Genomic DNA, 26,540 nt, shown 5'->3' with positions numbered 1-26,540 from the left:
CTAATGCAACGTTGCTTGCATACTGATCAGACTGAGTTACCCCCATCACAGGGCTGATTGATGGGGCCGCACCTACGCAGGAGTCCCTGATGAGTACAAACGATCCCACGCAGTCCATTCTGCGCCGCAAGCCGATTGATGACATCGAGATCGAGAACAAGCACAGCGGCCTGTTCAAGTCCCTCGGGCTGTGGCAGCTCACCGCCATCGGCGTCGGCGGCATCATCGGCGTCGGCATCTTCTCGTTGGCCGGGCTTGTGGCCCACGGCAGCGAAGACACGCCGGGTGTCGGCCCGGCGGTGCTGTTTTCCTTCCTGATCGCGGGCCTCGCCTCGGCGGCCGCTGCGCTCTCCTACGCGGAGTTCGCCGGCATGATCCCGCGCGCAGGATCCGCCTACACCTACGGCTACGTGGCACTGGGTGAAATCATCGGCTGGTTTATCGGCTGGGACCTGCTGCTCGAATACATCGCCATCGTGGCGGTGGTGGCCATCGGCATTTCCGGCTACTTCGATGCGTTCCTGTCCGGGATCGGCATCCACATGCCCGTGTGGATGACGTCCACGCCGGACGAGGGCAAGGGCGGCATCATCAACATCCCCGCCATCATCGTCTGCCTGATCGTCACCTGGATCCTGTCCCGCGGCACCAAGACCTTCGGCCGTTTTGAGCTTGTGGCCGTGGCCATCAAGGTCATCCTGATCCTGTTCATCATTGGCCTCGGCGTCTTCTACATCAACGCCGAAAACTTCAACCCGTTCATGCCCAGCGGCTTCGGCCCCGTCCTGGCCGGATCCGCGACAGTGTTCTTCGCCGTGTTCGGTTATGACGCCATGAGCACAGCTGCTGAAGAAGCCACCGACGGCAAGAAGCACATGCCCAAGGCCATCATCCTGTCCCTCATCGTCGCCATGCTGCTTTACGTCGCGGCAACACTGGTGCTTACCGGCATGCAGAACTACCGGGACATTGATCCGGCCGCCGGATTCGCCTCCGCGTTCACCAGCGTCGGCCTGCCTGTCATCGCCACCATCATCTCCGTCTTCGCTGTGCTGTCCATCCTCACCGTGATGCTCACCTTCCTCCTGGGCGTCACCCGCGTGTGGTTCTCCATGAGCCGCGACGGACTCCTGCCGGGCTGGTTCTCGAAGACAGACCGGCACGGCACCCCGCAGCGCGTCACGTGGATCGCCGGCATCGCCTCCGCCCTGCTTGCCGGCGTGTTCCCCATCAAGGCCGTGGCCGACCTCACCAATATCGGCATCCTGGCCGCGTTCGTGGTGGTGTGCTTCTCGGTGATCATCTTCCGCTACAAGAAGCCGGACGCACCGCGCACGTTCCGCCTGCCGCTCATGCCCGTCGTTCCCGCCTTCGGTGTCCTTGCTTCGGCGCTCCTGATGTTCCAGCTGCACTGGGAGACCTGGCTCCGCTTCGGCATCTGGCTGGTCATCGGGCTGGTCATCTACTTCGGCTACGGCCGCAAGCACTCGCTGATGAACCCGAACAGCCCGCGGCATGAAGAGGCAGTGGAGATGCACACCCCCGTGAACTAGCAACCCGAACGCTCTCTCACCTCCTGCAGCAATTCACAGGACGCTCTCGCGCATGTTGCGCGATATTGACGAACCCTCTCTCACCCGGTGAGAGAGGGTTCGTGCTTTCTCTGCAGGAAGTGAGAGAGCGTCCGGGGGATGCGCCCGGAAGTGAGAGAGCGTCGGGGAAGAACCGACAGGAAGTGAGAGAGCGTCCGGGAAGAAGCGACAGGATGTGAGAGAGCGTTGTTGGGGCGGTGGCAAAGGGTGGATTTTCCGCGGTTTTCCGAACGTTCGGACGGGAGTTTGAGCATTCGGTTTTTCTAACCTGTATTGCTCAGAAAACATCGCTTTATCTTATGTGATTGCAGGCTCATACTGATGAGTAAGAGGTCACCAACCACTGAAAGAACGAGAAAAGCCATGACCAACACCGCAACGGATCACCGCGTTTCCGCAGGCAACGACGCCGCTGAGACCGGCGCCGTCACTACCCGCCCGGCGGGCTCCGACGTCGCCGAAGCCACCGCCCTGTCCGGCGAAGCCATCGCACTGGTGCGCCACTGGCTCACGGAGGCCGCCAAGGTCCCCGTCGACGCCTCGGCCCAGCAGCTCGCCGGCGTCCTCAAGGACCCGAACGGGCTCGACTTCACGGTCGGGTTCGTGGACGGCGTGGTCCGTCCCGAAGACCTGCACGTGGCCGCCCGCAACCTAGCCGCCCTTGCCCCGAGGGTTCCGGCCTTCCTGCCATGGCACATGCGCAGCGCCGTCCGGCTCGGCGGCACCATGGCTCCGGTCCTGCCGCAGGTGGTCATTCCGATCGCCCGCCGCGTCCTCCGTGAAATGGTGGGCCACCTCATCGTCGATGCCACCGACGCGAAGCTGGGTCCGGCCATCGCCAAGATCCGCAAGGACGGCATCAAGCTCAACGTGAACCTCCTCGGCGAGGCAGTCCTGGGCGAGCACGAGGCATCCCGCCGGCTCGAGGGCACCCACACGCTGCTGGCCCGCCCGGACGTGGACTACGTGTCCATCAAGGTCTCCTCCACCGTTGCCCCGCACTCCGCCTGGGCCTTCGACGAGGCCGTGGAGCACGTCGTCGAAAAGCTCACCCCGCTGTTCACCCGCGCCGCCTCCTTCCCCACAGCGAAGTTCATCAACCTGGACATGGAGGAGTACAAGGACCTGGACATGACCATCGCGGTCTTCACCCGGATCCTGGACAAGCCGGAGTTCAAGAACCTCGAGGCCGGCATCGTGCTGCAGGCCTACCTTCCGGACGCGCTGTCCGCCATGATCCGCCTGCAGGACTGGGCCGCCGCCCGCCGCGCCGAGGGCGGCTCCGCCATCAAGGTCCGCGTGGTCAAGGGCGCCAACCTGCCCATGGAGCAGGTCGAATCCTCCCTCCATGACTGGCCGCTGGCCACCTGGGGCACCAAGCAGGACTCGGACACCAACTACAAGCGCGTCATCAACTACTCGCTGCACCCGGACCGGATCAGGAACATCCGGATCGGCGTGGCTGGCCACAACCTGTTCGACATCGCCTTCGCCTGGCTGCTCGCCAAGCAGCGCGGCGTGGAATCCGGCATCGAATTCGAGATGCTGCTCGGCATGGCGCAGGGCCAGGCCGAAGCCGTGAAGAAGGACGTCGGCTCGCTCCTGCTGTACACCCCCGTGGTGCACCCGGCGGAGTTTGATGTCGCCATCGCCTACCTGATCCGCCGCCTCGAAGAGGGTGCCAGCCAGGACAACTTCATGTCCGCCGTCTTTGAGCTCAGTGAGAACGAGGCGTTGTTCGAGCGCGAAAAGCAGCGTTTCCTGTCCTCCCTGGCGGAACTCGACGACGAGGTTCCGGCGCCGAACCGCCGGCAGAACCGCAGCCTCCCGGCCGCGCCGATGCCCCACGACGGCTTCCGGAACACCCCGGACACTGACCCGTCCCTGCCCGCCAACCGCGACTGGGGCCGCGCCATCCTGGACCGCGTTCCGGCGTCGACCCTGGGCAACGCCTCCGTGGAGGCCGCCACCATCTCGGACGCAGAAACGCTCAACACGGTGATCGAAACCGCCGTCGAAAAGGGCAAGGCCTGGGGCGCACTCTCCGGCGCCGAACGTGCCGAGATCCTGCACCGCGCCGGCGAAACCCTCGAGGCCCACCGCGCGGACCTGCTCGAGGTCATGGCCAGCGAGACCGGCAAGACCATCGACCAGGGCGACCCCGAGGTCAGCGAGGCTGTCGACTTCGCCCACTACTACGCCGAGTCGGCACGCAAGCTCGACGACGTCGACGGCGCCACGTTCGTTCCGGCGAAGCTCACCGTGGTGACCCCGCCGTGGAACTTCCCGGTGGCCATCCCCGCCGGCTCCACGCTCGCGGCGCTCGCCGCCGGTTCCGCCGTCGTCATCAAGCCCGCCAAGCAGGCGCGCCGCAGCGGTGCCGTGATGATCGAGGCGCTGTGGGAGGCCGGCGTGCCCCGCGACGTGCTGACCATGGTGCAGCTGGGCGAACGTGAGCTCGGCCAGCAGCTGATCTCGCACCCGTCCGTGGACCGCGTGATCCTCACCGGCGGCTACGAGACGGCCGAGCTGTTCCGATCCTTCCGCAAGGACCTGCCGCTCCTGGCCGAGACCAGCGGCAAGAACGCCATCATCGTGACCCCCAGCGCGGACCTGGACCTCGCCGCCAAGGACGTGGCCTACTCCGCGTTCGGGCACGCCGGCCAGAAGTGCTCGGCCGCGTCGCTGGTGATCCTGGTGGGCTCCGTGGCCAAGTCCAGGCGGTTCCACAACCAGCTGATCGACGCCGTGACGTCCCTCAAGGTGGGCTACCCGGAAGACCCCACGAGCCAGATGGGCCCGATCATCGAGCCCGCCAGCGGCAAGCTGCTCAATGCCCTCACCACGCTCGGTGAAGGCGAGAACTGGGCCGTCGAGCCGCGGAAGCTGGACGGCACCGGCAGGCTGTGGAGCCCCGGCGTCCGCTACGGCGTGCGCCGCGGATCCTACTTCCACCTGACCGAATTCTTCGGCCCGGTCCTGGGTGTCATGACCGCCGAAACCCTGGAAGACGCCATCGCCATCCAGAACCAGATCGAATACGGCCTCACCGCCGGACTGCACTCCCTCAACACCGAAGAGCTCGGCCTGTGGCTGGACACCATCCAGGCCGGAAACCTCTACGTCAACCGAGGCATCACCGGGGCCATCGTGCAGCGCCAGCCGTTCGGCGGCTGGAAGAAGTCAGCGGTCGGCGCCGGCACCAAGGCGGGCGGACCCAACTACCTCGCCGGCCTCGGCGACTGGACCAGCAAGGAAAGCGCGCAGGGCTCAGCGGCGCGCATCTCCAGCCCGGGCGTGCGGCGCCTCGTGGATTCCGTGAAGGGCGAGTTCGAGGCCGCAGAGCTGGACAAGCTGCAGCGGGCGCTGGGCTCCGACGCCCTTGCCTGGGCGGACGAGTTCGGCGCGGCCAGGGACGTCTCCGGTCTGGGCGCCGAGCGGAACGTCTTCCGTTACCGTGCCCTGCCGGTCACCGTCCGGCTGTCCGACGGCGGATCCCTCGCCGCGCTCGTCCGGACAGTAGCCGCCGGCGTACTTGCCGGATCGCGGCTGACCGTCTCCACCGGCGTCGAACTTCCGGCACAGTTGCGTGCCGTGCTGACCGGTCTGGACATCGCCGTCACGGCGGAGGACGACGCCGCGTGGCTGGCCTCCGCGGGCAGGCTCGCCGCCGCCGGCAAACTGTCCGGCGCCCGCATCCGCCTGATCGGCGGCTCTGCGGCGGCGCTGGCCGAGGTGACAGGCGGCCGCCCGGACCTGGCCATCTACGCGCACGAGGTGACGGAGGCCGGCCGCATCGAGATGCTGCCGTTCCTGCACGAGCAGGCCGTCAGCATCACGGCGCACCGCTTCGGAACGCCGAACCACCTGTCCGATTCGCTGATCTAGCCTTCAGGCGTCAAAAAGGCACAACAGCGGGCGGGCACCATCCGGTGCCCGCCCGTTCGTTTGCTCGTGCAGTTTTAGCCCAGGTACCAGCCGGGCGGAGCCCAGGACGCGGGGACGCTGTGGGCGGAAAAGTCCTCGCACCGGGTGCAGGTGTAGGCGACTTCGCCCAGCGTCCTGACGGCGCCGTCATGGCGGTACTTCGGTGGAATGAAGGACTCGAGGTAAATGAACTCGTCTGTTCCGCACTTTTCGCAGTTGGGCTTGCCGACATATTCCGTGTCGACTGTCCTGGAGTGGTGCGTCGCAGATTGGTGCGTCGTAGAGTGGGGGGACATAGAGTGGTGCGGGATGTGGCGGTGGTTTGCGGCTGTGGTCACGGCGTACCTATCCCGAACAGTGCGGGCGACGTTGCCAGGCATGTTCGTCATCGAAACCTTTTTGTTATCAGCCGCTGCATGACTGACAACATTGCCAGCATAGGCCCGCTGCGAACGGTTATCAATCATTTTTTCGTTCGTACCCCGGCCTGACCCGGTTCAAACCGGCTTCTTGAGCGTCCTTCCCATGATGGCCTGGGTCAGTGCATCGATCACCTCGGCGTTGGCCAGCGGGTTCCGGATCAGGGTGAAATCGACGTCCCCCACCGGCGGCAGCTCGAAGCGGCGCGTGATGATTTTCAGGTCCTCGGGCACCAGTGAGGAGGGCATGACTGCCACGCCGATGCCGGCGCGGACGGCCGCCAGCACGCCGCTGATCTGCTTGGTGGTGCACGTGATGCGCCATGTCCGGCCGACGGATTCGAGGGCGTCGATGGCGAGTTTCCGGCTCAGGCTGGGCGACGGGTAGGCGATCAGCGGCACCGGATCGCCGGGCTCCAGAGCGGTCTGCTCGAGGCCGACCCAGGAAAAGGAATCGTGCTGGACTACGGTGCCGTCCTTTGCCCCGGCCACCCATTTCACGAAGACCAGGTCCAGCTGCCCCGAGTTGAGCCGCTTGTACAGCTGGTCGCTCTGGCCGACCGTGAGCTCCAGGTTGATCTGCGGATAGATCTGCCGGAATTCCCGCAGGATGCGCGGAAGCCCCGTGATGGCCAGGTCGTCCGCCGTGCCGAACCGCAGGCGGCCGCGCATGGCGGAACCGGAGAAGTAGCGCGCGGCGGCGTCGTGGGCGGAGAGGATGCTCCGGGCGAACCCGGCCATCGCATCGCCGTTGTCCGTCAGCCGGACGTCCCTCGTGTCGCGGGTGATCAGCATCCGCTTGGCCGCGGTCTCCAGTTTGCGCACATGCTGGCTGACGGTCGGCTGGGCGAGGCCCAGGCGGTCCGCCGCCTTGGTGAAGCTCAGCGTCTCGGCAACGGCGAGGAACGATCGGAGCTGTGCCGGTTCGAACATGCGTCCTCCTGGGTAGGGCGGGCGGGCTGGGCTGCGGGGTGGCGGCGGCCGGCCACGGAGCCGGCATTACGATCCGCAATGCTAGTTATACGACCAATAGTCTTACATAATCGTTCGCCGCCGCCCTAGCGTTAGAGGCGTCCCCGCCGGCCCGCTCTCCTGAGGAACTCCTGTGACACCCCCACCGCCGTCAACGGCCACCGTCACCCAGCCCGTCGCCGTCGTCAGTGAACGCCTTCCGTGGCGCCACACCTTCATTTCCCTCCGAGTCCCCAACTTCCGCATCTTCGCGATCGGCCATTTCGTGGCCGTCATCGCCCTCTGGATGCAGCGCATCGCCCAGGACTGGCTGGTGCTTCAGCTCTCCGGATCCGTCACCGCCGTCGGCATCACCGTGGCGCTGCAGTTCATGCCGTCGCTCGTGCTCGGCCCGTGGGGCGGGATGATGGCGGACCGGTTCGCGAAGCGCAGGATCCTGATCATCTGCCAGTCGGTCGCCGCCGTCTTGGCTGCCGCCCTTGCCGCCCTGGCGCTGGGCGGCGGGATCGAGGTCTGGCACGTGTATGTCATCGCGTTCGTTTTGGGCCTGGTCACGGTGCTGGACCAGCCGGCGCGGCAGGTGTTCGTCCATGAGCTCGTGGGTCCTCGGTACCTGCGCAATGCCATCAGCGTGAACTCCACAACGTTCCAGCTGGGAGGGCTGATCGGCCCGGCGCTCGCCGGCGTGCTGCTCACCGCGGTCGGGGCCGGCTGGGCCTTCGCCGCCAACGCGGTGGCCTGCTGCTCCACGGTGGCCATGCTGCTTCTCCTGCGCAAGGACCAGCTGTTTGTCAGCGCCCCGGCTCCGAAGCGCAAGGGCATGCTGCGCGAAGGGCTGCGGTACGCCCTCAGCAAGCCCACCATCTACTGGCCGTGGCTGATGGTCGGCTTCATCGCAGTGTTCGCCATGAGCCTGCCGGTGCTGCTCGCCGCGTTTGCGGACCGTGTCTACGGCATCGGCGCCGGCGGGTACGGGATGCTGAACGCGCTCGTGGCGCTCGGCGCGCTGGCCGGCGCGGTCGCGTCCACCCGGCGCCGCCAGCTGCGGCTGCGGTCCGTGGTCCTGGGCGCCGGGATGTACGGGCTCATGCTGTGCCTGTCCGCCTTCGCGCCGTCCCTGGCCTGGTTCGGCGCCGCCATGGTGCTGTCAGGATTCTGGTGCCTGATGTTCCTCACCGCATCCAACCAGCTGGTCCAGATCAGCTCCAACATGGGGATCCGCGGCCGGGTGATGAGCCTGTACATCATGGTGCTGATCGGCGGCCAGGCGATCGGCGGCCCCATGATCGGGTCCATCGCCGAGCACCTGGATCCGCAGGCCGCCCTCCTGGTGGCAGGCGGGGTGCCGGCGCTCGCAGCGGCGACAGTCGCCGTCGTACTCGCCCGCAAGGGTGAGCTGAAGCTCAAGGTGGACTTCCGGGATCGCCGGCGCCTGCTGCGGGTGGTGCAGCGGGCCGGCTAAGCCTCAGCTTTCCGGCAGCACCGCGTGCGGGTAATCAGCCTCCCGGCGCTGGAACTCCAACACGTCCTTGTTGATGATGGCGCCGTCGCGGATTTCGATGGCGCGGGCGATGGTGTCGCTGTCCTCCCACGCGGCGGGGCCGGACATGACCGTCTCGAGGAACGGCAGGAGCGCCTCGCTGATTTCCCAGCTGGAGGAGTTCCACAGGTAGGACGGGCTGTGGTCCACCGCGTAGTAGTCGATGTGGTCGCCCACGGTGAACATCGGCTCGGCGAACGTGGTGGTCCTGGCCCAGCTGAAGCCCATGCCCTCGTCGCAGGAGACGTCCACAATCAGGCTTCCCGGCCGGAATGCGCCCAGGTCCTCCGTCCGCAGGTACGTCAGCGGATTGTTGGGGTCCTGCAGGGTGCAGTTGACCACGATGTCGCTTTCGGCCAGGAACGGGGCCAGCGGGACGCGGCCGCGTTCGGTGATGACCTGGCTGAGGAACGGCGCCTTGTCATCGTGGTCGAACTGCGCGATCCGCACCGAGTGGATGGGGGAGCCCACCGCGGCCACACCCCTGTTGGTCAGCACCTGGACGTCATGGATGCCGTGGGCGTTCAGGGCCGTCACCGCACCGCGTGCGGTCGCGCCGAAACCGATGACGACGGCGCTGAGCCGCCGGCCGTAATCGCCAGTGGACCCGGTCAGGGCCAGGGCGTGGATCACCGAGCAGTAGCCTGCGAGTTCGTTGTTCTTGTGGAACACGTGCAGGCCGAATCCGCCGTCGCTGGCCCAGTGGTTCATGGCCTCGAAGGCGATCAGCGTGAGCTTCTTGTCGATGGCCAGCTGGGTGATGGCGCGGTCCTGGACACAGTGCGGCCAGCCCCAGAGGACCTGGCCGTCGCGCAGTTCGGCGAGGTCCTGCGGCTGCGGCTTGGGCAGCAGGACGGCGTCGGCCTTCGCCAGCAGCTCTTCGCGGCCGGCCAGGCTGCCCACCAGCGGGGCGAGCTGGGCGTCGGAAAAGCCGAAGCGTTCGCCGTAGCCGCGCTCGAGGATCATGCGCTGGCGCAGCTCCGGGGCGATGCGCTCAAGGTGGAGGGGGTGCAGGGGGAGGCGGCGTTCATCCGGTTTGCGTGACGACGAGACAACCCCGAGGGTGAGATGGTTCGGCGAGCCGGTCACTTCTTCTTTGCCGTCACCGGCTTGGCGCTGGTCTTGTCCAGTGAGCTGGCCGGTGCTGCGGCGGCTCTCTTGTCGGCGCGCTTTTCCTTGATGGATTTGCCGGATTTTTTGGATGCTGCTTGACGGGGGGACTTGTCAGCCATGGTTGCTCCTGTAGCGGAACCGAAGAGGTTCCTGACTTCTGACGATACAGGTAGCTGCCTAATGGGCTGCGGGAATGGCCCGGTCTCGGGCGGCTCCGGGCCGGCTCTCGCACGGCTCCAGGCGGGCGGGGGCCGTGATGGCCTCCTGGACGGAAAATGGAGCGGCTGACGGGAATCGAACCCGCGTGTCGAGCTTGGGAAGCTAGCGCACTACCATTGTGCTACAGCCGCATTGCACCGGATATCGCTGGCGCAGAACCTAGCTTAGCGCAGTTGCGTCGCGGGCAGGGTCACCGCCGCTCCGTGCCCTGCGCGCGTTCTCCGGGCCGGCCCACCTGCTGACTCCCGTAACTCTTCGGTAAAGGCCCGGCCAGCTTTCACCGGGGCTTCGCGCCGCTGGCTATCCTGAGTCCAGTTAGCTGCAGATCGGGGGAACGGGCTACGCGAACCGCCCGACGCTGGAAAAGGATCCGATGGCATTTGCAGAACACGAGGTCCTCGTGCAGCGCGATGCGATGACGGTCTACACCTTCCTGCTGAACGGGCTGAACCTCCCGTTGTGGCAGCAGGGTATCCGCAGCATCAGCCTGAGTTCGGGCAGCGCGGGGAGTGCCGGTGCACGGTACCAGGTGACACTTACCGGTCCACGGGGCCGTCCGGTCGCGGGGGACTTTGAGATCACGCACGCACGGCCGGGCGCCGAAATCCGGTTCCAGGTGGTGGCCGGGCCGTCCTTGCCCCATGGCGGGTTCTACCTCAGCACGGAGGGCGCCGGAACGCGCGTGCGCTTCGCCCTCGAATCCCCGCTCAAAGGACTCCGGAGTCTCGCCCGCCCGGCGGCCCAGCGGAGGCTGAAAGCGCAGGTCGCGCAGCTGGAGCGGCTCAGGGCCGTGCTCGAAGGGCGTCCGACGGCGGACTAGGACTCCGCGGCGGGGCTGCGGTTCCGGTGCGGTGCGGTTCCGCTGCCGGACCCTTGGGTCGCTGCCGCGCCGTTCCGGCGGCGTACCGTAGGGAAGCCGCCGTGGCGAAGGGATGCCGCACGCGCTCTGCGGCGATTTCCTGGGTTTACTGCGCGAGCCGCTGGCCGGTCCAGGTTCCTGGAACTGCTGACGGCGCGCTCAGGGCTCCGCCGCTGAGGCCCAGGTACTGCACGGAATTGCCCGCCCTCTGCAGCGCCAGCCCGGCGGAATAGGAGCCCGTGACGTCCCGCAGGGAGCGGATCGCCGACACGTCACCCCAGCCGCTGGTCACCGCGGTTCGGGCCTCGGCCTTGGGCCACGGCGTGCCGGATCCCCGGTACAGGAGGACGTTACCGTCGCCCTGGCGGGCCAGCAGATCCTGGAAACCGTCGCCGTCGAAATCGACCATGGCCAGGCACGTCGCCGAAACGCCGGACGCGATCAGCGTGCGCTGGACCAGGTCGCCGCTGCCCAGGTTCGGGTACAGCCAGAGGTTTGCCGCGGAATCCAAGGCCAGGAGCTGGGGAAGCCGGTTGGCCGAGCACCATCCGCCGGTTGCCAGCGTCAGCCCCGCCCAGCCGGACTGGCCCAGCGTGACAGGCGCCAGGAAACCGCCCGCCAGTGCCCCGGAATGCAGCGTCAGCCGGCCGTCCGCCCACTGCGCCAGCACGTCAAAGATGCCGTCTCGCTCCCAGTCCGTGACAAAAACGGCCTGGGCGGCGGCAAATCCCGAACCGGCAACCTCAGCCGGACCAAACAACCCGTTCCCGAGCGACGGGCGGTTGATCAATTGGCCCGCCGCGTCCATGGACAGCAGGTCACCGGCACTCCTGATGGCGGCCGTGGCCAGGTCAAGGGTCGGCGGCATGTGCTTGACCAGGGGTTCGCACACATCGGTTGGCTGGACCGGGCCGTCGGCGCTGCCGCCAGGGCCGGCGGTGGTCCCGGACGGAAGGCCGCTGTAGCCGAAGAAGTCCACCACGCCCCACATGGTGTAGCGGCCCGGGGTGGTCTGCCAGTTGCCGTCGGTAAATGTGATCCCGATGCCCACCACGTTGAACCGGCGATCAGTGAGGATGGCATTGTGGGCTGGGGAGCCCTTCCACCACTCGACGAGCTGCGCGGCGTCCCGGTCCCAGCGGACGGCGATGACCTCGCCCGCGCCGTTGTCCGGACTCAGCGCCCGGGCATCCGTCCAGAAGCTGGCCCGGTGCTCGATGACCTCGCGGGCGGCGATGCTGTCGGACCACTCCTGCGCCATGCCCGCAACGGTGGCGTGGTACATCACCGCGGGCAGGCCCAGGGATGCCCGGTACGTGTTGATCGCGTTGAAGACGGCGGCGACCTGGGCCGCGTTGCTGTCCGGAACCAGTGCCTCGGGAGTTAGTGCTCGCGGGGCAGGCCCGGGTTCTGTTTGGGCGGATCCTGTTTGGGCTGGCTCCTGCGGAAAGGAGAATGCGTCGTCCGGAGCTGACAGCGGCGGGATGGATGCCGGCTCAGACGGACCGGCGGCGGCCGCTCCTGATGGGTCGCCTGCGGGAGTTCCTGTGCCTGCAGGTTCCGAGGATTCGGCCGGTTCCGGGGACACTGCCGGTTCCGGCGCCGGGGAGACGGCCGGTTCCTCTGCCGCGGCGGGTCCTGCTGGCGTTGCAGACCCTGCTCCCACTGCGGACGGGACGGAGGGCGAACCCGGGGCGGGGGCGGCGGCTGCCTTGCCTCCCCCCGCGTTGGCCGCTTCGGCGAGTGGCCGCCCGGGTGAGGGAGCTGCGGTGGCCGGTCCGCCGTCGTCGGGCATGTCCGGGGAAGCGCTGGGGGTAAGTGGCGTCACCGGCGTTCCGACTGTTGCGGCCGCCGGACTGCCTGCCTGCGCAGGACTGACTGCCTGCACCGGATGCGGGCCCGCCGCGGGCGCAGCCAGTGCGAGGGCACACATGATCGCCACGACGGCGTGGGCCGCAATCTTCTTCAAATATCCCCAGCTCTATTTTGGCCGTGTGACGTGAGACCGTCGGCCGGATTGTTCTCGCAACCCTAATGGGAGGCGCGGGCGCCAGCAATGCTATTTTGGAAGGCGTGCTGATCTCTGACCGCGACATTCGTGCCGAAATTGATTCCGAACGGATTGTTCTCGATCCGTACGACTCCGCGATGGTTCAGCCGTCCTCGGTGGACGTCCGGATTGACCGCTTTTTCCGGCTGTTCGACAACCACAAGTACGCGCACATCGACCCCGCGGAAGACCAGCCCGAGCTGACCCGGCTGGTGGAAGTGGAAGAGGGCGAACCGTTCATCCTGCACCCCGGCGAGTTCGTGCTCGGCTCCACGTATGAGACCGTGACGCTGCCGGACGACATCGCCGCGCGCCTCGAGGGCAAGTCCTCGCTCGGCCGGCTGGGCCTGCTGACGCACTCCACCGCCGGCTTCATCGACCCCGGATTCTCCGGCCACGTCACGCTGGAGCTGTCCAACATGGCCACGCTGCCCATCAAGCTGTGGCCCGGCATGAAGATCGGCCAGCTTTGCTTCTTCCGGTTGTCGTCCGCCGCCGAATTCCCCTACGGTTCCGGCGAATACGGCAACCGCTACCAGGGCCAGCGCGGACCCACCGCGAGCCGCAGCCACCTGAACTTCCACCGCACGGACATCTAGGTTTTTGGCGGGCTTTGCCGCCGAGGCGTGAGATCTCGGCACTTAGGCTCCGTGTCATGTCTCAGCACATCGCGGACACTTCATGTCTCAGTTGATCGTGGACGTTTCCTGTCTCAGGACTTCGTGGACGTTTGGGTGGCCAGGAATCCGCGGGGTTTGTTGTTGCCGACGTAGTTCGTGAATCTTGGCGGGCGTGCGTGGCTGATGATTTCTGTTCCGGGGGAGTCGAAGAACATGATGGTTTCGTCGTCGTAGAGGACGTGTATTTCGTGGCCGATGTACTCTTTGCCGAGTTTGAAGCGGGTGCCCACAACGGTTGCTTCGCCTTTGAGATTGGCGGTGCGGCGGACGCTGCGGCGCGGCGGGGCCGTGGTGGTTTCCGGCGCCACAGGCTGCGGCGGATCGGCTTTCGCAGTCGCGTTCCAGGCCTCGATCGGAGTAGTACCCGGAGGCAGCGACTGGTGTTCGCGTTCGTTGTTGTAATACCGGTCGAACACGTCAATGTGGGCTTGTAGCACGTCCATCGTGGCAGCCGGCGGCCGCTTGTTCAGGAACAGGTGCAGGGTCCGGTGGAAGCGCTCGTTCTTGCCCTGAGTGGTGGGCTTGTATGGCTTGCCGGTGATCGGCTCGACACCGAGGGATTTCAGGTATTCCACCAGGGCGCCGGTCCGCCCCATCCGGGTGGGGTTGAACGCTGAGCCGTTATCGGAGAGGAATTTCCGAGGGACTCCGTGGCGTTCGATGGCTGTATTCACGACCCGGATGGCCGCTTCGCTGGTCTCCCCGCTTGCCACGAGCGAGGCCAGTGCCAGGCGGGAGTGGTCATCAACGATCTGGAAGATTGCGACCTTTGTGCCGTTGGCCAGCAGCCACTCGGTCGAGTCGATCTGCCAGCATCCGTTGGGCTCCGGATAGACGAATCTGCGATAGGCACTGCGAGGCTTTTTCCGTGGCTCCGGGACCACAACCCCGGCCCTGGTAAAGATCCGGGCCAAGGTCGCACGGGATGGAGGTTCGAACCCTTGACGGCGTAGTTTCGCGGCCACACTCAACGGCCCGTAGTCATAGCCGGCCTGCTTCAGGGACTCCCTCGTCAACAGCACCAATTCAACGGTGCCGGGACCGACTTGAGACGGGCTGGTCTTGGGCTTGGTGGAGTCCGTTTCCATCGCCTTGATCGGTCCTGCGTCCACGGCCGCGGCCCTGATCTTGTAGAACCAAGCCCGGGAAACCCCAGGGCGCCGGCAGAACCGCGTCACCGCACCCCGCGGAGCGTCCTCGGGCCACGTCGCCACCAAATGCCGGACCTTGATATCCGGGTTGAATTTGCTCATAACGAGAGCAAACCCGCCCCAGCGTCCACGAAGTCCCGAGACACACTGTCCACGATGTCCTGAGACAGAAGTGTCCATTAAGTCATGAGACTCCACAGGCACTTTGGCAGCACGGACAAGCCGAGACCTCACGCATCGATGAGCGGGGACTAGCCCGCGGCAGGGCTCCGGCGGGCCCTAGGCGTGGACGGCGTCGGGAGCTGCCGGCCGGGTGAATTTCTGCAGCACAGGCTCCACATACCGGGCAGCAAGCGGGCCAATGATCGCCATCAGCAGGACGTAGGCCGTTGCGAGGGCGGCAAGTTCGGTGGACGCCGCCCCGGAAGCCACAGCGAGGCCGGCGATGACGATTGAGAACTCGCCGCGGGCAACGAGCGCAGCTCCTGCGCGGAACCGGCCGCGCCGCCCAATGCCTGCCCGCTTGGCCGCCCACACCCCTGTAATCATCTTCGTGGCGGCCGTGACTACGGCCAGGACGAGCGCCCAGCCGAGTACCGGGGGGATGGATGCCGGATTCGTGTTGAGTCCGAAGGCCACGAAGAAGATGGCGGCGAACAGATCGCGCAGCGGCTCAAGGATCCGGGTCGCGCTATCGGCCGTCGCACCTGAAATGGCGATGCCGAGCAAGAAGGCACCAACCGCGGCCGACACCTGCAACGCCGACGCCAAACCTGCAACCAGAAGCGCTGCACCCAGCAGGTTGAGGAGGAAGACCTCGGAATTTTCGCTGTGCACTGCCTTGGAGACGTGATGGCCGTGCCGGAGCGCCACCGCCAGTACCACTGTGACCACGGCCAGTGAGATGCCAACAGTCAGCAGGCCTTCGAGGAAGCTGATCCCTGCGAGCGTTGCGGTAAGAATGGGCAGGTACATGGCCATCGCCAGGTCCTCGAACACCAGGATTGAGAGAATCACCGGCGTTTCCCTGTTACCGATTCGGCCAAGGTCCGTGATGACCTTGGCCGCAATGCCGGAGGAAGAGATGTAGGTGATCCCGCCCATCACCATTGCGCCTGCCGGGCCCCATCCCAGCATTACGGCAAGAGCTGCTCCGGGAAGGAAATTCAAGACAAGGTCCAGGACACCGCCCTTCCAGGAGCGATGCATACCGGTAACCAGCTCTGAAGCCGAATATTCCAACCCGAGCATTAACAGCAGCAGGATCACACCGATCTCGCCGGAGAGATGCGCGAAACTCTGGATGCCTTCAAGCTTCATCAGCCCGCCGGCGCCGAAGAACAGGCCTCCCACCAGGTACAACGGGATGGGCGACATGCCGATCCGCCCCGCGAGCCGGGCCAGCAGGCCCAGGCTGAACACGACGGCCCCCAGTTCAATGAGGGTCAGTGCCAGCTCGTCCATCGGCGTCAGCCGTTGCGCAGGATATCGGCCGCTGTATCAAGCCCTTCTTGCGTACCGACGGCGACGAGCAGATCGCCTGAGTGAAGAACGACGTCGGGCCCCGGCGAGGGGACCACCTCACCTTCACGCATGATCGCCACAATCGAAACGCCGCACCGGGTGCGAATGCACGCCTTGCCCATGGGCTGGTTTTGGAACGGTGAGCCCGCGGTGATCGAGAACTGCCTCGTGACGATCCCCGGTATCTCCCGGTGGGCTTCCGTGAGTTTCATGGCCAGATGCTGGCCGCCCAGCAGATTGCCCAGAGTGGCGGCTTCATCACCGGTCAGTGGAATCGATGCCTGGCACGTGTCCGGATCGTCCCAGGTGGACACGAACAGTTCTGTCTGGCCTTCGCGCAGCTCCACCACACCGATCCTCCGGCCGGAGACCGTCATGAAGTCCTTGCGCCTGCCGAGGCCGGGGAGGTCCGTCTCTTCCACGTTCATAACATCAGCGTAGTCCGCGAACGGACAGTTAAGGCCCTGATTCGGGCGGGAAACGGGCGCTTAAGTGTCCGTTCGCGCCGGGGGGCTTAAGTGTCCGTTCGCGCTAGGACTGCGGGACGACGGCGATCTCGGTTTCGCTGGGCGGCTTGACCGGGAGGAGGACCAGGAATCCGGCGAGGATCACCACCATGATGCCCAGGATGCCCCAGCGTTGGGCCTCCCCTTCGGCCACCAGGGGAGTGGCCACGGCGATGCAGAGCGTGAACAGCGTCGGTGCGAGGAAGCTGACGGCGCGGCCGGTCGTTGCGTACAGGCCAAACAGCTCGCCGGATTCACCCTGCGGAGCGAGCCGGGCCAGGTAGGCGCGCGACGACGCCTGGGCCGGACCCACGAACAGGGAGAGGAAGAGCCCGAACACCCAGAAGGTGGTGCTGCCTGCCCAGTTCATCCCGAAGAAGACGTAATCGCCGTTGCCCAGCACCAGGATCACCGTGCCGGCGACCAACAGCCCCACCAGCGAGCCAAGGATCACCGTTTTCGGGCCCACCCTGTCGTCCAGGAAGCCGCCGATGATGGCGCCCACGGCCGCCACGATATTGCCGAAGATGGCGAAGAAGATGACCTGCGACAGCTCGAACCCGAAGGTGCCGGCGGCGATGATCCCGCCGAACGTGAACACTGCGGCCAGCCCGTCGCGGAAGATGGCGCTGGCCAGCAGGAAGAAGATGGTGTGCGGGCTGGTCCGGTAGATCGCCTTGATCCGGCGAACCAGCAGGCCGTAGGACGCCAGGAACCCGAGGCGGGCACCGTGCCGGGGCTTGGGCAGCTCCGGGACCGCGAACAGCACGGGCAGGGCGAAGATGAAGAACCACAGGGCAGAGAACACTGCCACGAGCCGGATGTTGAGGCTGTCCTCGGTTGCGGCGCCAAGCCATTCAAAGCGCGGCTGGACGAAGAGCTGGAGCACAATCAGCAGGGCCACGATGCCGCCCAGGTACCCCATGCCCCAGCCGAAGCCGCTGACCTTGCCGATGTTCCGCGGCGTGGAAATCTGCGCCAGCATGGCGTTGTAGTTGACGCCCGCGAACTCGAAGAACACGTTGGCCAGGGCGATCAGTGAAACCCCCACGAGGAGGAACTCCGGGCGGGGAAACACGAAAAAGCACAGGGCCGTCAGGAGGGCGACGGCGGCCGTGTTGACTCCCAGCCACAGCTTGCGCCGTCCGCCGGTGTCCGAGCGCTGGCCGGTGACGGGTGCGAGCAGGGCGATCGCCGCCCCCGCGACGGCCAGCGCCCCGCCCAACACCGCCGAGGCCTGGTCTTCGCCGCCGAACGCCTTGGAGGTCAGGTACACGGTGAAAACGAACGTGGTCATGACCGCGTTGAACGCCGCGGACCCCCAGTCCCACGCCGCCCAGGCAAGGATGCGTCCCTTGTTGGACGCCTGGTTCCCGGCCTCGAGTTCCGAGGACGGCTGCGTGGCTTCGGGAGCGGCGGCGGAGTTCATACGGCGATGCTATCCGCCCGCGGCGAACACCGGACGGAAACTCTCCCACGGGCTGGGTGAAACATGGGCTAGCTGCGCGCCCCGGCGGGAAAACTGTCAGCGCCCCCCTTGATAAACTGTCCGGACCGAACCCAACGAATGACCGCCTGCTCCAACTTTTGACAATCGAATTTCTGACTTTGCGGAGATACCAGTGATCACAGTCCTTGCCGTGCACTTTGCGGTAGCCGCTGTGGCGCCGTTCATCTTCCGGAAATTCCGCCGGAGTTCGTTTTACGCGCTGGCCGCCGTGCCTGCCGGTTCGTTCGTGTGGCTGCTGTTTCAGCACGGTTCCATCTACCAGCACGGGGCCGTCCACGGGCCCGCCCCGGAGTCCGCCGGAGCAGGACCGGGCCAATCTGCCGAAACCATCCCCTGGATCCCGGGCCTCGGAATCGAGTTCGCGTTCCGCATGGATGCCCTCGCCTGGGTCATGTCCCTGCTGGTGCTCGGCGTGGGCGCCCTGGTGCTGGTGTACTGCGCCCGCTATTTCAAGAACAAGGACAGCTACCTGGGCGGGTTCGGCGCGCAGCTCCTGGCCTTCGCCGGGGCCATGTTCGGGCTGGTCACCGCGGATGACCTGCTGATGCTTTTCATCTTCTGGGAACTCACCACCGTCCTGTCCTACCTCCTGATCGGGTACGCACGCACACGGCTGGCGGCCCGCCGTTCCGCCCTGCAGGCGTTCATGGTCACCACTGCCGGCGGGCTGGCGATGCTCGTCGGGCTGATCATGCTCGGCACCAGCGCGGGGACCTACCGGATCTCGGCCATCCTGGCCCGGGCGCCGGAACTCGTGGCCGGGGAGGCAGCGGGAGCCGTGGGCGCCGCCGTCGTCCTGATCCTGATCGGCGCGGTGACCAAATCCGCGCTGGTTCCCTTCCACTTCTGGCTCCCGGGGGCCATGGCGGCGCCCACCCCCGTGAGCGCCTACCTCCACGCCGCCGCGATGGTGAAAGCCGGCGTCTACATCGTGGCGCGCCTGGCCCCGGGGTTCACCGACACCGCCTTCTGGCTGCCCATGGTCCTGGGGCTGGGCCTGGCCACCATGCTGGTGGGCGGCTACCGGGCCCTGCGCCAGACGGACATCAAGCTGATCCTGGCCTACGGCACCGTCAGCCAGCTCGGCTTCCTCATGATGGTCGTCGGGCTCGGAAAGCCCGACGCGGCGCTCGCCGGCCTCGCCATGCTGCTCGCCCACGGACTCTTCAAGGCCACGCTGTTCCTCGTGGTGGGAATCATCGACCACCAGGCGGGCACGCGCGACATCCGCAAGCTTTCCGGCGTTTTCCGGTCCTCCCGTGCCCTCGCCGTGGTGGCCGGGATCGGCGCCGCGTCCATGGCCGGCGTTCCGCTGCTCGGCGGCTTTGTGGCCAAGGAGTCAGTGCTCGAAGCATTCGTCCACTTCGCCAGCGAACCTGGATACGGGCCCTGGGGCACTGTGGTGCTTGCGGGAGTGGTGGCCGGTTCGGTGCTCACGTTCGCGTACAGCGCACGGTTCATGTGGGGTGCCTTCGCCGTGAAGCCGGGAGTGGACCGCACGCCGTTCAAGGCCATCAAGCCGTCCTTCCTGGCGGCGCCGGCCGTCCTGAGCGTCCTCACTATCGTCTACGGTCTCTGGCCTACGCCGGTGGACGGCTGGATCCAGCCGTATGCGGCACTGTTCGCCGGGGGAGCGTCCGACGCCGGCACTGCGGCAGCCGCCGCGGGGCACCTGGCGCTGTGGCACGGATTCACTCCCGCGCTGGGGCCGACGGCCGTGACGTTCGCGCTCGGCGCGGCAATGTTCTACGGCCGGAGGCTGGTGGACCGCGCCCAGAGTGCCGTCCCCGCATGGATCGATGCCGACCGCGGCTACCAATTGACCATCGGCGCCCTGGACGACGTCGCGGTCTGGATCACCGGGCGCACGCAGCGCGGTTCGCTGTACTTCTACCTCGCCGTGATCCTGACCGTCGCCTTCGTGCTCCCGCTGACCGCCCTGATCGCCGCGAACAAACCGCTGCCGGAGGGCCTGTACTTCGTGGATCCCAACTCTCCGCTGCAGCTGGTGGCGGGAGCGGGGATCGTGATCGGGGCGCTGGCAGCCGTCCGGGCCAACAAGCGGTTCCTTGCCGTGCTCATGGTCTCGGTGACCGGTTACGGCATCGCCCTGATGTTCGCGCTGCAGGGTGCGCCCGACCTCGCGCTGACGCAGATGCTCGTGGAAACCATCATCCTCGTTGCCTTCGTGCTGGCCATGCGCAGCCTTCCGGCCGAACTGCGGGACCGCACCGGCGGCAAGTACCGGGTGGTCCGCGTGATCATCGGACTGGCGTTCGGCGCCACCATGATCTTCGTCGCCATCCACGCCATGGGCGCCCGGATCGCCGCTCCGGTGTCCCTGGAGTTCCCGAAACTCGCCTATGAGGGCGGCGGCGGGCTGAACATCGTCAACGTCACCCTCGTGGACATCCGGGTGTGGGACACGTTCGGCGAAATCTCCGTGCTGGCGCTGGCCGCCACCGGCGTCGCCAGCCTGATCTTCGTCAAGGGCCGGGGCGACCGCATCCGCACGTCGTCGACCGTTGCCGAGGGCACCGTCGGCCGCCGGACCGGCGTAGATAAATCGTCCCGGGACGGCGCGGCCCTGGCCCTGAGCCGCAAGTTCGCCGCCTCCGCGCGGGACGCCTGGCTGGTAGCCGGCCGCACGCTCGCGCCGGAGCGCCGCTCCATCATCTTCGAGGTGGTCACCCGGCTGGTCTTCCACTCGATGATCATCTTTTCCCTGTACCTGTTGCTGGCGGGCCACAACCTCCCCGGCGGCGGCTTCGCGGGCGGACTCATGGCGGGCCTGGCGCTGACCCTGCGGTACCTGGCAGGCGGCCGCTTTGAGCTGCGGGAGGCCACGCCCATCAGTGCGGGAACCCTGCTGGGGATCGGCCTGGCGACGGCGGCGGCCTCCGGCGTGGCCCCGGTCCTCCTGGGCGGCCAGGTGTTCCAGAGCGCCATCCTCCAGTTCTGGCTGCCGGTCTTCGGCGACGTCAAGTTCGTCACGTCCACCATCTTCGACACCGGCGTCTACATCGTGGTGATCGGGCTGGTGCTCGATGTGCTGCGGAGCCTGGGCGCGGAGATCGACGAGCACTTTGAGGGACAGCCGGACCGGCCCGGCCGGGCCGAGGAACCAGCGGACCGGCCGTCCGATGACCGGGAGCCCGGCGGCGTCCCGGCCGAAACCACAGCAAGGGGCACGGCATGAGCGTCAACCTGACCCTGCTGACGGTCATGGGCGCGCTCTACGCGTGCGGCATCTACCTCATTCTGGAACGCAGCCTCACGCGTGTGCTTCTGGGCCTGATGCTCCTGGCGAACGCCACCAACCTGCTGATCCTGGCCACCGGCGGGTACGCGGGCCTGGCCCCGTTCTTCAGCAAGGACACGGACCCGCACGCCTACAACGACCCCCTGCCCCAGGCCCTGATCCTGACCTCGATCGTGATTTCCTTCGCCGTCACCGCCTTCATGCTCGGCATCATCTACCGGACGTGGGTGCTGGCCCGCCAGGATGAGATCCAGGACGACGTCGAAGACCGCCGTGTGGCGGCGACGCCGAGTTTCGACGCTGAGGACGACGCCGTCATCCCCGTGGAAACCTCTGAGTTCCCGCTGACCATGCTCGGCTCCGACGGAACCGGGGTCACGGATTCGCCGGCCACCGTCAGGGCAGGCGGCAAGACCATCCTCGCCGAGGACGCCGCCCTCGAGGAAAAACCCGGCTCCGCAAACGTCGTCCCCGGCCCGGAAGGAGGCGTGAAGTGAGCATCGCAAGCTTTGCCCCGCTCGCCGTCGTACTTCCCATCCTGGGCGCGGCGCTGACGTTCCTGCTGATCCGGCATTCCCACGCGCAGCGGGCCGTCAGCATCGCCCTGTTGTCACTCACGCTGCTGCTGGAGTGCTGGCTGCTGGCGTCCGTCTGGGGCGGCGGCACTGAGGCCGTGAACATCGGCGGCTGGCTGCCGCCCTGGGGAATCGTCCTGGTGGTGGACCAGTTCTCCTCGCTGATGCTGGTGGTCTCCTCCGCGGTGAGCCTTGCGGTCCTGGTGTATGCCACCGGCCAGGGCATGGCCGACGGCGACCGGGATGCCCCCGTCTCGATCTTCCACCCCACCTACCTGATCCTGGTGGCGGGCGTCTCCAACGCCTTCCTCTCCGGCGACCTGTTCAACCTCTACGTCGGCTTCGAGATCCTGCTGACCGCAAGTTATGTGCTGATGACCCTGGGCGGCACCGGCCCGCGCATCCGCGCCGGCGTCACCTACGTGGTGGTCTCCGTGGTGTCCTCCGTGCTGTTCCTCATCGCCATCGCCATGATCTACGGCGCCACCGGCACCATCAACATGGCCGATCTGGCCATCAAGCTCGCGGAGCTCGACCAGGGCACCAAAACCCTCCTGCACGTCATGCTGCTCGTCGCCTTCGGCATCAAGGCCGCCGTCTTCCCGCTGTCCTTCTGGCTGCCTGACTCATACCCCACCGCGCCAGCACCCGTCACCGCCGTGTTCGCGGGCCTGCTGACCAAGGTGGGCGTCTATGCCATGGTGCGGACCGAGACGCTCCTCTTCCCGGGAGACAGCCTCAATTCGGCGCTGATGGTGGCGGCGCTGCTCACCATGGTGGTGGGAATCCTTGGCGCCCTCGCCCAGAGCGACATCAAGCGTCTGCTCTCGTTCACGCTGGTCAGCCACATCGGCTACATGGTGTTCGGGCTCGCCCTGTCCTCGGTGGCCGGGCTGGGGGCGGCCGTGTTCTACGTGGCGCACCACATCACCATCCAGACCAGCCTCTTCCTGGTCACCGGCCTGATTGAACGGCGCGGCGGAAGCTCCTCCGTGGACCGGCTGGCCGGGCTGGCCAAGCTGTCCCCGCTCCTGGGCCTCCTGTTCTTCGTGCCCGCCATGAACCTGGCCGGCATTCCGCCGTTCTCGGGGTTCCTGGGCAAACTCGGCCTGATGCAGGCAGGCATCGGGCTGGGCACACCGCTTGCCTACGCGCTGGTCATCGGAGGGGTCGTGACCAGCCTTTTGACGCTGCTGGCGGTTGCCCGCGTGTGGAACCGTGCGTTCTGGCGGAAACCCGAAGACGCCGAGCACCCTGATCCCGTGCTGCTCGCCGAGGCCAAGGACTCAGCGACCGGCCATCGCGCGGGCAAGACCAACGTGACACTGCTGCCGCGGACCATGGTGGGCTCCACGCTGGGCCTGGTGGTGCTTGGCGTGGCGCTGACCGTCTTTGCCGGCCCCCTGTTTGAACTGGCGAACCAGTCCGCCGCGACCATGCTGGACAGGTCCGCCTACATCGAGTCGGTGCTGGGCGAGAATGCGCCCGTTCCGGGACTTGCAATGGGCGGCGGGAAATGAGCCGGCAGCGAATCTCCCTGCGGCAGGAATTGCCGCTGCTCGTTTGGCTCGTGATTGTCTGGGGCGCCCTGTGGCAGGATTTCAGTCCGGGCAACCTGCTGTTCGGAGCCTTGCTGGCCGCCGCGGTGGCGCGCCTCTTCTACCTGCCGCCGGTGGAGCTGAGCGGCCGGTTCAACGTCCTCCGGGCGATTCCGTTCGCCGTCATGTTCATCGGCAGGGTGGTGGCCGCCAGTTTCCAGGTCTTCTACCTGGCAGTGGCCCAGGGCCCCAAGGTGACCAACGCCGTCGTCGCTGTGCCGTTGCGGAGCCATTCTGACCTCATGGTGACCGCCACCGGACACGTCATCTCCCTCATCCCCGGATCCCTTGTGGTGGAGGTGGACAGGTCCACGTCCACGCTGTACATCCACGGGCTGAACGTCCGGAACGCCGACGACGTGCTGAAGCTCCGCAAGGAGGTCCGGGACACCGAGGCAGGGCTCATCCGGGTCATGGGAACCAAGGAAGAACTTGCGGCCCTGAACCAGGAGGTTGGCGCATGATGGAGCTGGTCCTGACCGTCACGGCCGTGGTGCTGTCCCTCGCTGCCGCCGGGGCGATCGTGCGGATTGCCCGCGGCCCGTCCCTGCTGGACCGGGTGCTGGCGGCAGACGTGCTGCTGGCCATTCTCGGAGCGGCGCTGTGCATCGACATGGCCGTGAACAGGCATCTCAACAACCTGATGCTGCTCGTTGCCGTGTCCATCATCGGCTTCATCGGCTCGGTCACTGTGGCCCGCTTCGTGGCGGACCGCCGGGGGCAGACCAATGAATCCTGATGCCAGCACCGTGGACACCGTGATCGACGCTGTGTCGGCCGTCTTCATGATCGTGGGGGCGGTGATGTCGCTGGCAGCAGCCATTGGCCTGCTGCGCTTCCCCGACCTCATGAGCCGCATGCACTCGGCCACCAAGCCGCAGGTGCTTGGGCTGTTCCTGCTGCTGGCCGCGGTGGGGCTGCAGCTGCGCACCTGGTGGGTGTGGCCGGTGCTGGTGGTGGCCTGGATCTTCCAGCTGCTGACGGTCCCGGTTTCCGCCCACATGGTGGGCCGGGCCGGCTACCGCACCAAGCACCTCCACAAGGAGCTGCTCAGCTCCGATGAGCTGGAAGCCGTCGTGCTGAAGGCCGCCCAGGCAGCCAAGGATGCAGAGCCCGACGGCGGCGCTTCAGACTCGATCGACCGATGACTGAGGTGCTGTTTGGGCCCTCAGGGTTGGGTTGAGTCAAAGAACCGGTATTCATAAGGCCGGTGGTCATTCGCCCTGGCGCGAATGAAGTCGCGGTCTTCCTGGGACAGTACTGCCTCGCCGTGCTGGTCCGCCTCATCGGTGTCGCCGGTCTCCTTGCAGATCACAGCCGTGATGGTGCGGGGGAGAATCTGGCATCCAGGATTATCGATGAGCCACTTCTGCGTGGTGTGATCGATGCGGTCCCAATAGTCCTTGATGTGCATTTGGATCAACTTCCTGATGTGAGTTGAACTCGGTAGTTTCCGGGTCTGCCGGAGTATGCGCGAAGCGCAGCCGTCGTCAGGCCTCGTCCTCGGCGGCGCGCGGAATGTTCCTTGCGGTTGCACGCGCCTGAACACTCAGTCCCTTTGCAGAGGATCGATGTGGCCTGCAGTCGGTGGGATGCGGCATACCGCTGGAGTTGCTCAGGGCTCCCCGGGCCGATCCTGGCGTCGTGGCCAGTTCCGTGACCAAGCCGTCCGCAAGGGAGGTGGCGCGTTGCATTACGGCGTACAAGCCTGGGTGCTTAGCACTGTGATGTGGCAGCACGCCGAGACCTGCGCCTGCGCACAATCGAGGTCCGTCCGGACCAGAACTTTAAGCTTGGCTGTCACGATATTTCTCCGATCCCAACACCGCTACGCTGCGGCCCCCAGATATCAAGCCTAGGCCCCCGTTATGTTGCAGGCAACAGGCCGCGGTGCCTCCCTTGAAAGGTCCGGTGGGCGGATACGGTGCCCCACTTGAAAAGGTCCAGGCAGCGTCCGAGCGGGGACAATGAGAAGTGAAGCAGCATATTGACATTCGATAGGAAGCAATTGACACTCGATGTATGCAAAAGACGCATCTGGCGGTAACCGCGCTCCGAATCCTGCTTGCAATGGCATTCGCGCTCTTGGCGGTTTTCCAGACCCTGTCCTTTCCCGGGCAGTTTGCGCACATGGCCGAGGAGGCTCCGGAGCTGGCGTATTTGCGGTGGCCGTTGACGGCGCTCGCGGTGCTGGAACTGGTGTGCGTCCAGGTGGTGATCGTGAGCACCTGGAAATTGCTCACCATGGTCAAGCGCGACCGAATCTTCAGCAAGGCCGCCTTGGCATGGGTGGATGCCATCGTGTGGGCGATCCTGGTCGCCTGGGTGCTGCTGCTCGGCCTCTTCCTCTACCTCGCTATCAACTCGGGTGATCCCGGGCTGCCGCTCTTGCTGCTGATGATGCTGGTGGGCGGAGCTGTTCTGGGGCTCCTGATGCTCGTCATGCGTGCACTGCTGCTGCAGGCAACGGGGCTGCGGACCGATATGGAAGCGGTGATCTGATGCCCATCGTGGTGCGGATCGACGTCGAGCTGGCTAAGCGCAAGATGAGTGTGGGGGAGTTTGCCGAACGGATCGGGCTTACGCCGGCAAACGTGGCTGTGCTGAAGAACGGCCGCGCCAAGGCTGTCCGTTTTAGCACCCTGGAGGCCATGTGCCGCGTACTCGACTGCCAGCCCGGCGACCTGCTTGAGTGGGTCGAGGACTGACAGCCGAAACCAGCGGGTTTCGACAGCCTCAACCAGCGCGTTAGACGATGTCCTGGCTCTTGGCGAAGCGTGTAATGGCCCGCTGCGTGCCGCGGTTGGTCAGCACCTGGATGACGGCGCTCACCGAGGCGGAAATCAGCGCGAACGTCAGCGCCGAACGCAGCGTCGTGGGGACGTCGTCCTTCCCGCCCTTCGGCGGCCTGCGGCCGGTGGTCTTTTCCCAGATGGTATCCACGGCTTTGGTGCCGGCGAAACCGGCCAGCAGGCTGATGCCGGTGCCAAGCAGCTTGATGAAGAAATTCATTCAGGGACTCCTACGGTCTTGAATTCTGGAC

Annotated in this window: 24 protein-coding genes and 1 tRNA gene; 13 read left to right on the top strand and 12 right to left on the bottom strand. The window is 66.3% G+C overall.

Features of this window, described 5'->3' with window-relative positions; translation table 11 throughout:
* Positions 1-89: 89 nt before the first annotated feature.
* Positions 90-1,553 carry an amino acid permease gene (locus J7I89_RS08780; protein WP_214969159.1) on the top strand — a complete coding sequence of 488 codons (1,464 nt, stop codon included), beginning with the start codon at positions 90-92 and terminating at the stop codon, positions 1,551-1,553.
* A gap of 402 nt (positions 1,554-1,955) precedes the next feature.
* A complete protein-coding gene (locus J7I89_RS08775; protein WP_214969157.1) occupies positions 1,956-5,480 on the top strand; it encodes a bifunctional proline dehydrogenase/L-glutamate gamma-semialdehyde dehydrogenase in 3,525 nt (1,174 codons plus the stop codon).
* Positions 5,481-5,554: 74 nt separating this feature from the next.
* Here J7I89_RS08775 and J7I89_RS08770 read toward each other — a convergent pair whose 3' ends face one another.
* Both J7I89_RS08770 and J7I89_RS08765 read right to left on the bottom strand, forming a co-directional pair.
* On the bottom strand, positions 5,555-5,908 hold the full coding sequence (locus tag J7I89_RS08770; RefSeq protein WP_374102011.1) for a hypothetical protein: 354 nt from the start codon (positions 5,906-5,908) through the stop codon (positions 5,555-5,557).
* 108 nt (positions 5,909-6,016) lie between these two features.
* Positions 6,017-6,871, bottom strand: a complete 855-nt coding sequence (locus tag J7I89_RS08765) for a LysR substrate-binding domain-containing protein (protein ID WP_214969155.1) — start codon at positions 6,869-6,871, stop codon at positions 6,017-6,019.
* Between the two features lie 172 nt (positions 6,872-7,043).
* Between J7I89_RS08765 and J7I89_RS08760 the strand changes: the two genes are divergently transcribed.
* Positions 7,044-8,372, top strand: coding sequence for an MFS transporter (locus J7I89_RS08760; protein WP_214969154.1), 1,329 nt, complete (start codon positions 7,044-7,046; stop codon positions 8,370-8,372).
* A 3-nt stretch (positions 8,373-8,375) separates the two neighbouring features.
* Here J7I89_RS08760 and J7I89_RS08755 read toward each other — a convergent pair whose 3' ends face one another.
* The 3 genes from J7I89_RS08755 to J7I89_RS08745 all read right to left on the bottom strand — a co-directional run bounded on the left by J7I89_RS08755 (position 8,376) and on the right by J7I89_RS08745 (position 9,913).
* Positions 8,376-9,539, bottom strand: coding sequence for a N(5)-(carboxyethyl)ornithine synthase (locus J7I89_RS08755; protein ID WP_214969152.1), 1,164 nt, complete (start codon positions 9,537-9,539; stop codon positions 8,376-8,378).
* Positions 9,536-9,682, bottom strand: coding sequence for a hypothetical protein (locus J7I89_RS08750; RefSeq protein ID WP_181038455.1), 147 nt, complete (start codon positions 9,680-9,682; stop codon positions 9,536-9,538). The genes J7I89_RS08755 and J7I89_RS08750 overlap by 4 nt, the downstream gene beginning before the upstream one ends.
* Positions 9,683-9,839: 157 nt before the next feature.
* Positions 9,840-9,913, bottom strand: a tRNA-Gly gene (locus J7I89_RS08745).
* A gap of 242 nt (positions 9,914-10,155) precedes the next feature.
* Between J7I89_RS08745 and J7I89_RS08740 the strand changes: the two genes are divergently transcribed.
* Entirely contained in the window at positions 10,156-10,602 is a 447-nt protein-coding gene (locus J7I89_RS08740) for an SRPBCC family protein (protein WP_214969150.1), read from the top strand.
* 145 nt (positions 10,603-10,747) lie between these two features.
* Here J7I89_RS08740 and J7I89_RS08735 read toward each other — a convergent pair whose 3' ends face one another.
* Positions 10,748-12,610, bottom strand: a complete 1,863-nt coding sequence (locus J7I89_RS08735) for a CAP domain-containing protein (RefSeq protein ID WP_251045087.1) — start codon at positions 12,608-12,610, stop codon at positions 10,748-10,750.
* Positions 12,611-12,714: 104 nt separating this feature from the next.
* Between J7I89_RS08735 and dcd the strand changes: the two genes are divergently transcribed.
* Entirely contained in the window at positions 12,715-13,290 is a 576-nt protein-coding gene (gene dcd / locus J7I89_RS08730) for a dCTP deaminase (protein WP_214969148.1), read from the top strand.
* A gap of 113 nt (positions 13,291-13,403) precedes the next feature.
* Here the strand turns inward: dcd and J7I89_RS08725 are convergent, their stop codons facing one another.
* From J7I89_RS08725 to J7I89_RS08710, 4 genes are all read right to left on the bottom strand, one after another.
* Positions 13,404-14,549: a DDE-type integrase/transposase/recombinase gene (locus J7I89_RS08725; RefSeq protein ID WP_374102012.1), complete on the bottom strand. Its 1,146-nt coding sequence runs from the start codon at positions 14,547-14,549 to the stop codon at positions 13,404-13,406.
* Positions 14,550-14,801: 252 nt separating this feature from the next.
* On the bottom strand, positions 14,802-15,986 hold the full coding sequence (locus tag J7I89_RS08720; protein WP_214969144.1) for a cation:proton antiporter: 1,185 nt from the start codon (positions 15,984-15,986) through the stop codon (positions 14,802-14,804).
* A gap of 5 nt (positions 15,987-15,991) precedes the next feature.
* Complete coding sequence (locus J7I89_RS08715; protein WP_214969142.1) at positions 15,992-16,474, bottom strand: cation:proton antiporter regulatory subunit; 483 nt, start codon at positions 16,472-16,474, stop codon at positions 15,992-15,994.
* Positions 16,475-16,577: 103 nt separating this feature from the next.
* Positions 16,578-17,981 carry an MFS transporter gene (locus J7I89_RS08710; RefSeq protein ID WP_214969140.1) on the bottom strand — a complete coding sequence of 468 codons (1,404 nt, stop codon included), beginning with the start codon at positions 17,979-17,981 and terminating at the stop codon, positions 16,578-16,580.
* A gap of 193 nt (positions 17,982-18,174) precedes the next feature.
* Between J7I89_RS08710 and J7I89_RS08705 the strand changes: the two genes are divergently transcribed.
* From J7I89_RS08705 to mnhG, 6 genes are read left to right on the top strand one after another with little or no spacing between them, the layout of a single operon-like run.
* On the top strand, positions 18,175-21,261 hold the full coding sequence (locus J7I89_RS08705; protein WP_214969138.1) for a Na+/H+ antiporter subunit A: 3,087 nt from the start codon (positions 18,175-18,177) through the stop codon (positions 21,259-21,261).
* Entirely contained in the window at positions 21,258-21,821 is a 564-nt protein-coding gene (locus tag J7I89_RS08700; RefSeq protein ID WP_214969136.1) for a Na(+)/H(+) antiporter subunit C, read from the top strand. The genes J7I89_RS08705 and J7I89_RS08700 overlap by 4 nt, the downstream gene beginning before the upstream one ends.
* Positions 21,818-23,419 (top strand): Na+/H+ antiporter subunit D, encoded by a 1,602-nt coding sequence (locus J7I89_RS08695; protein ID WP_214969134.1) that lies wholly within the window; start codon positions 21,818-21,820, stop codon positions 23,417-23,419. The genes J7I89_RS08700 and J7I89_RS08695 overlap by 4 nt, the downstream gene beginning before the upstream one ends.
* Positions 23,416-23,961, top strand: a complete 546-nt coding sequence (locus J7I89_RS08690) for a Na+/H+ antiporter subunit E (RefSeq protein ID WP_214969132.1) — start codon at positions 23,416-23,418, stop codon at positions 23,959-23,961. Before J7I89_RS08695 ends, J7I89_RS08690 begins: the two co-directional genes overlap by 4 nt.
* Entirely contained in the window at positions 23,958-24,236 is a 279-nt protein-coding gene (locus tag J7I89_RS08685; protein WP_104137894.1) for a monovalent cation/H+ antiporter complex subunit F, read from the top strand. The genes J7I89_RS08690 and J7I89_RS08685 overlap by 4 nt, the downstream gene beginning before the upstream one ends.
* Positions 24,226-24,645 (top strand): monovalent cation/H(+) antiporter subunit G, encoded by a 420-nt coding sequence (gene mnhG, locus J7I89_RS08680; RefSeq protein WP_214969131.1) that lies wholly within the window; start codon positions 24,226-24,228, stop codon positions 24,643-24,645. Before J7I89_RS08685 ends, mnhG begins: the two co-directional genes overlap by 11 nt.
* Positions 24,646-24,665: 20 nt before the next feature.
* Here the strand turns inward: mnhG and J7I89_RS08675 are convergent, their stop codons facing one another.
* Positions 24,666-24,911: a hypothetical protein gene (locus J7I89_RS08675; protein WP_214969129.1), complete on the bottom strand. Its 246-nt coding sequence runs from the start codon at positions 24,909-24,911 to the stop codon at positions 24,666-24,668.
* Between the two features lie 608 nt (positions 24,912-25,519).
* Here J7I89_RS08675 and J7I89_RS08670 point away from each other — a divergent pair.
* Positions 25,520-25,999, top strand: a complete 480-nt coding sequence (locus tag J7I89_RS08670; protein ID WP_214969127.1) for a DUF2975 domain-containing protein — start codon at positions 25,520-25,522, stop codon at positions 25,997-25,999.
* Entirely contained in the window at positions 25,999-26,205 is a 207-nt protein-coding gene (locus J7I89_RS08665) for a helix-turn-helix transcriptional regulator (protein ID WP_214969126.1), read from the top strand. The genes J7I89_RS08670 and J7I89_RS08665 overlap by 1 nt, the downstream gene beginning before the upstream one ends.
* Before the next feature lie 40 nt (positions 26,206-26,245).
* Here J7I89_RS08665 and J7I89_RS08660 read toward each other — a convergent pair whose 3' ends face one another.
* On the bottom strand, positions 26,246-26,509 hold the full coding sequence (locus tag J7I89_RS08660; RefSeq protein WP_214969124.1) for a DUF4235 domain-containing protein: 264 nt from the start codon (positions 26,507-26,509) through the stop codon (positions 26,246-26,248).
* Between the last annotated feature and the right edge of the window lie 31 nt (positions 26,510-26,540).

The sequence above is a fragment of the Arthrobacter sp. ISL-5 genome (genome assembly GCF_018613835.1).
Classification (GTDB): Bacteria; Actinomycetota; Actinomycetes; order Actinomycetales; family Micrococcaceae; genus Arthrobacter.
Note: the sequence above shows the minus strand (reverse complement) of the source record. Positions and strands in the feature narration are given on the sequence as shown.

Bases quoted from the DNA above. Each gene is read 5' to 3' on its own strand.
- J7I89_RS08780 (WP_214969159.1), top strand. From the start codon at position 90: ATGAGTACAAACGATCCCACGCAGTCCATTCTGCGCCGCAAGCCGATT.
- J7I89_RS08775 (WP_214969157.1), top strand. From the start codon at position 1,956: ATGACCAACACCGCAACGGATCACCGCGTTTCCGCAGGCAACGACGCC.
- J7I89_RS08770 (WP_374102011.1), bottom strand. From the start codon at position 5,908: ATGACGAACATGCCTGGCAACGTCGCCCGCACTGTTCGGGATAGGTAC.
- J7I89_RS08765 (WP_214969155.1), bottom strand. From the start codon at position 6,871: ATGTTCGAACCGGCACAGCTCCGATCGTTCCTCGCCGTTGCCGAGACG.
- J7I89_RS08750 (WP_181038455.1), bottom strand. From the start codon at position 9,682: ATGGCTGACAAGTCCCCCCGTCAAGCAGCATCCAAAAAATCCGGCAAA.
- J7I89_RS08740 (WP_214969150.1), top strand. From the start codon at position 10,156: ATGGCATTTGCAGAACACGAGGTCCTCGTGCAGCGCGATGCGATGACG.
- J7I89_RS08720 (WP_214969144.1), bottom strand. From the start codon at position 15,986: ATGGACGAGCTGGCACTGACCCTCATTGAACTGGGGGCCGTCGTGTTC.
- J7I89_RS08715 (WP_214969142.1), bottom strand. From the start codon at position 16,474: ATGAACGTGGAAGAGACGGACCTCCCCGGCCTCGGCAGGCGCAAGGAC.
- J7I89_RS08710 (WP_214969140.1), bottom strand. From the start codon at position 17,981: ATGAACTCCGCCGCCGCTCCCGAAGCCACGCAGCCGTCCTCGGAACTC.
- J7I89_RS08700 (WP_214969136.1), top strand. From the start codon at position 21,258: ATGAGCGTCAACCTGACCCTGCTGACGGTCATGGGCGCGCTCTACGCG.
- J7I89_RS08690 (WP_214969132.1), top strand. From the start codon at position 23,416: ATGAGCCGGCAGCGAATCTCCCTGCGGCAGGAATTGCCGCTGCTCGTT.
- J7I89_RS08685 (WP_104137894.1), top strand. From the start codon at position 23,958: ATGATGGAGCTGGTCCTGACCGTCACGGCCGTGGTGCTGTCCCTCGCT.
- mnhG (WP_214969131.1), top strand. From the start codon at position 24,226: ATGAATCCTGATGCCAGCACCGTGGACACCGTGATCGACGCTGTGTCG.
- J7I89_RS08675 (WP_214969129.1), bottom strand. From the start codon at position 24,911: ATGCACATCAAGGACTATTGGGACCGCATCGATCACACCACGCAGAAG.
- J7I89_RS08670 (WP_214969127.1), top strand. From the start codon at position 25,520: ATGCAAAAGACGCATCTGGCGGTAACCGCGCTCCGAATCCTGCTTGCA.
- J7I89_RS08665 (WP_214969126.1), top strand. From the start codon at position 25,999: ATGCCCATCGTGGTGCGGATCGACGTCGAGCTGGCTAAGCGCAAGATG.
- J7I89_RS08660 (WP_214969124.1), bottom strand. From the start codon at position 26,509: ATGAATTTCTTCATCAAGCTGCTTGGCACCGGCATCAGCCTGCTGGCC.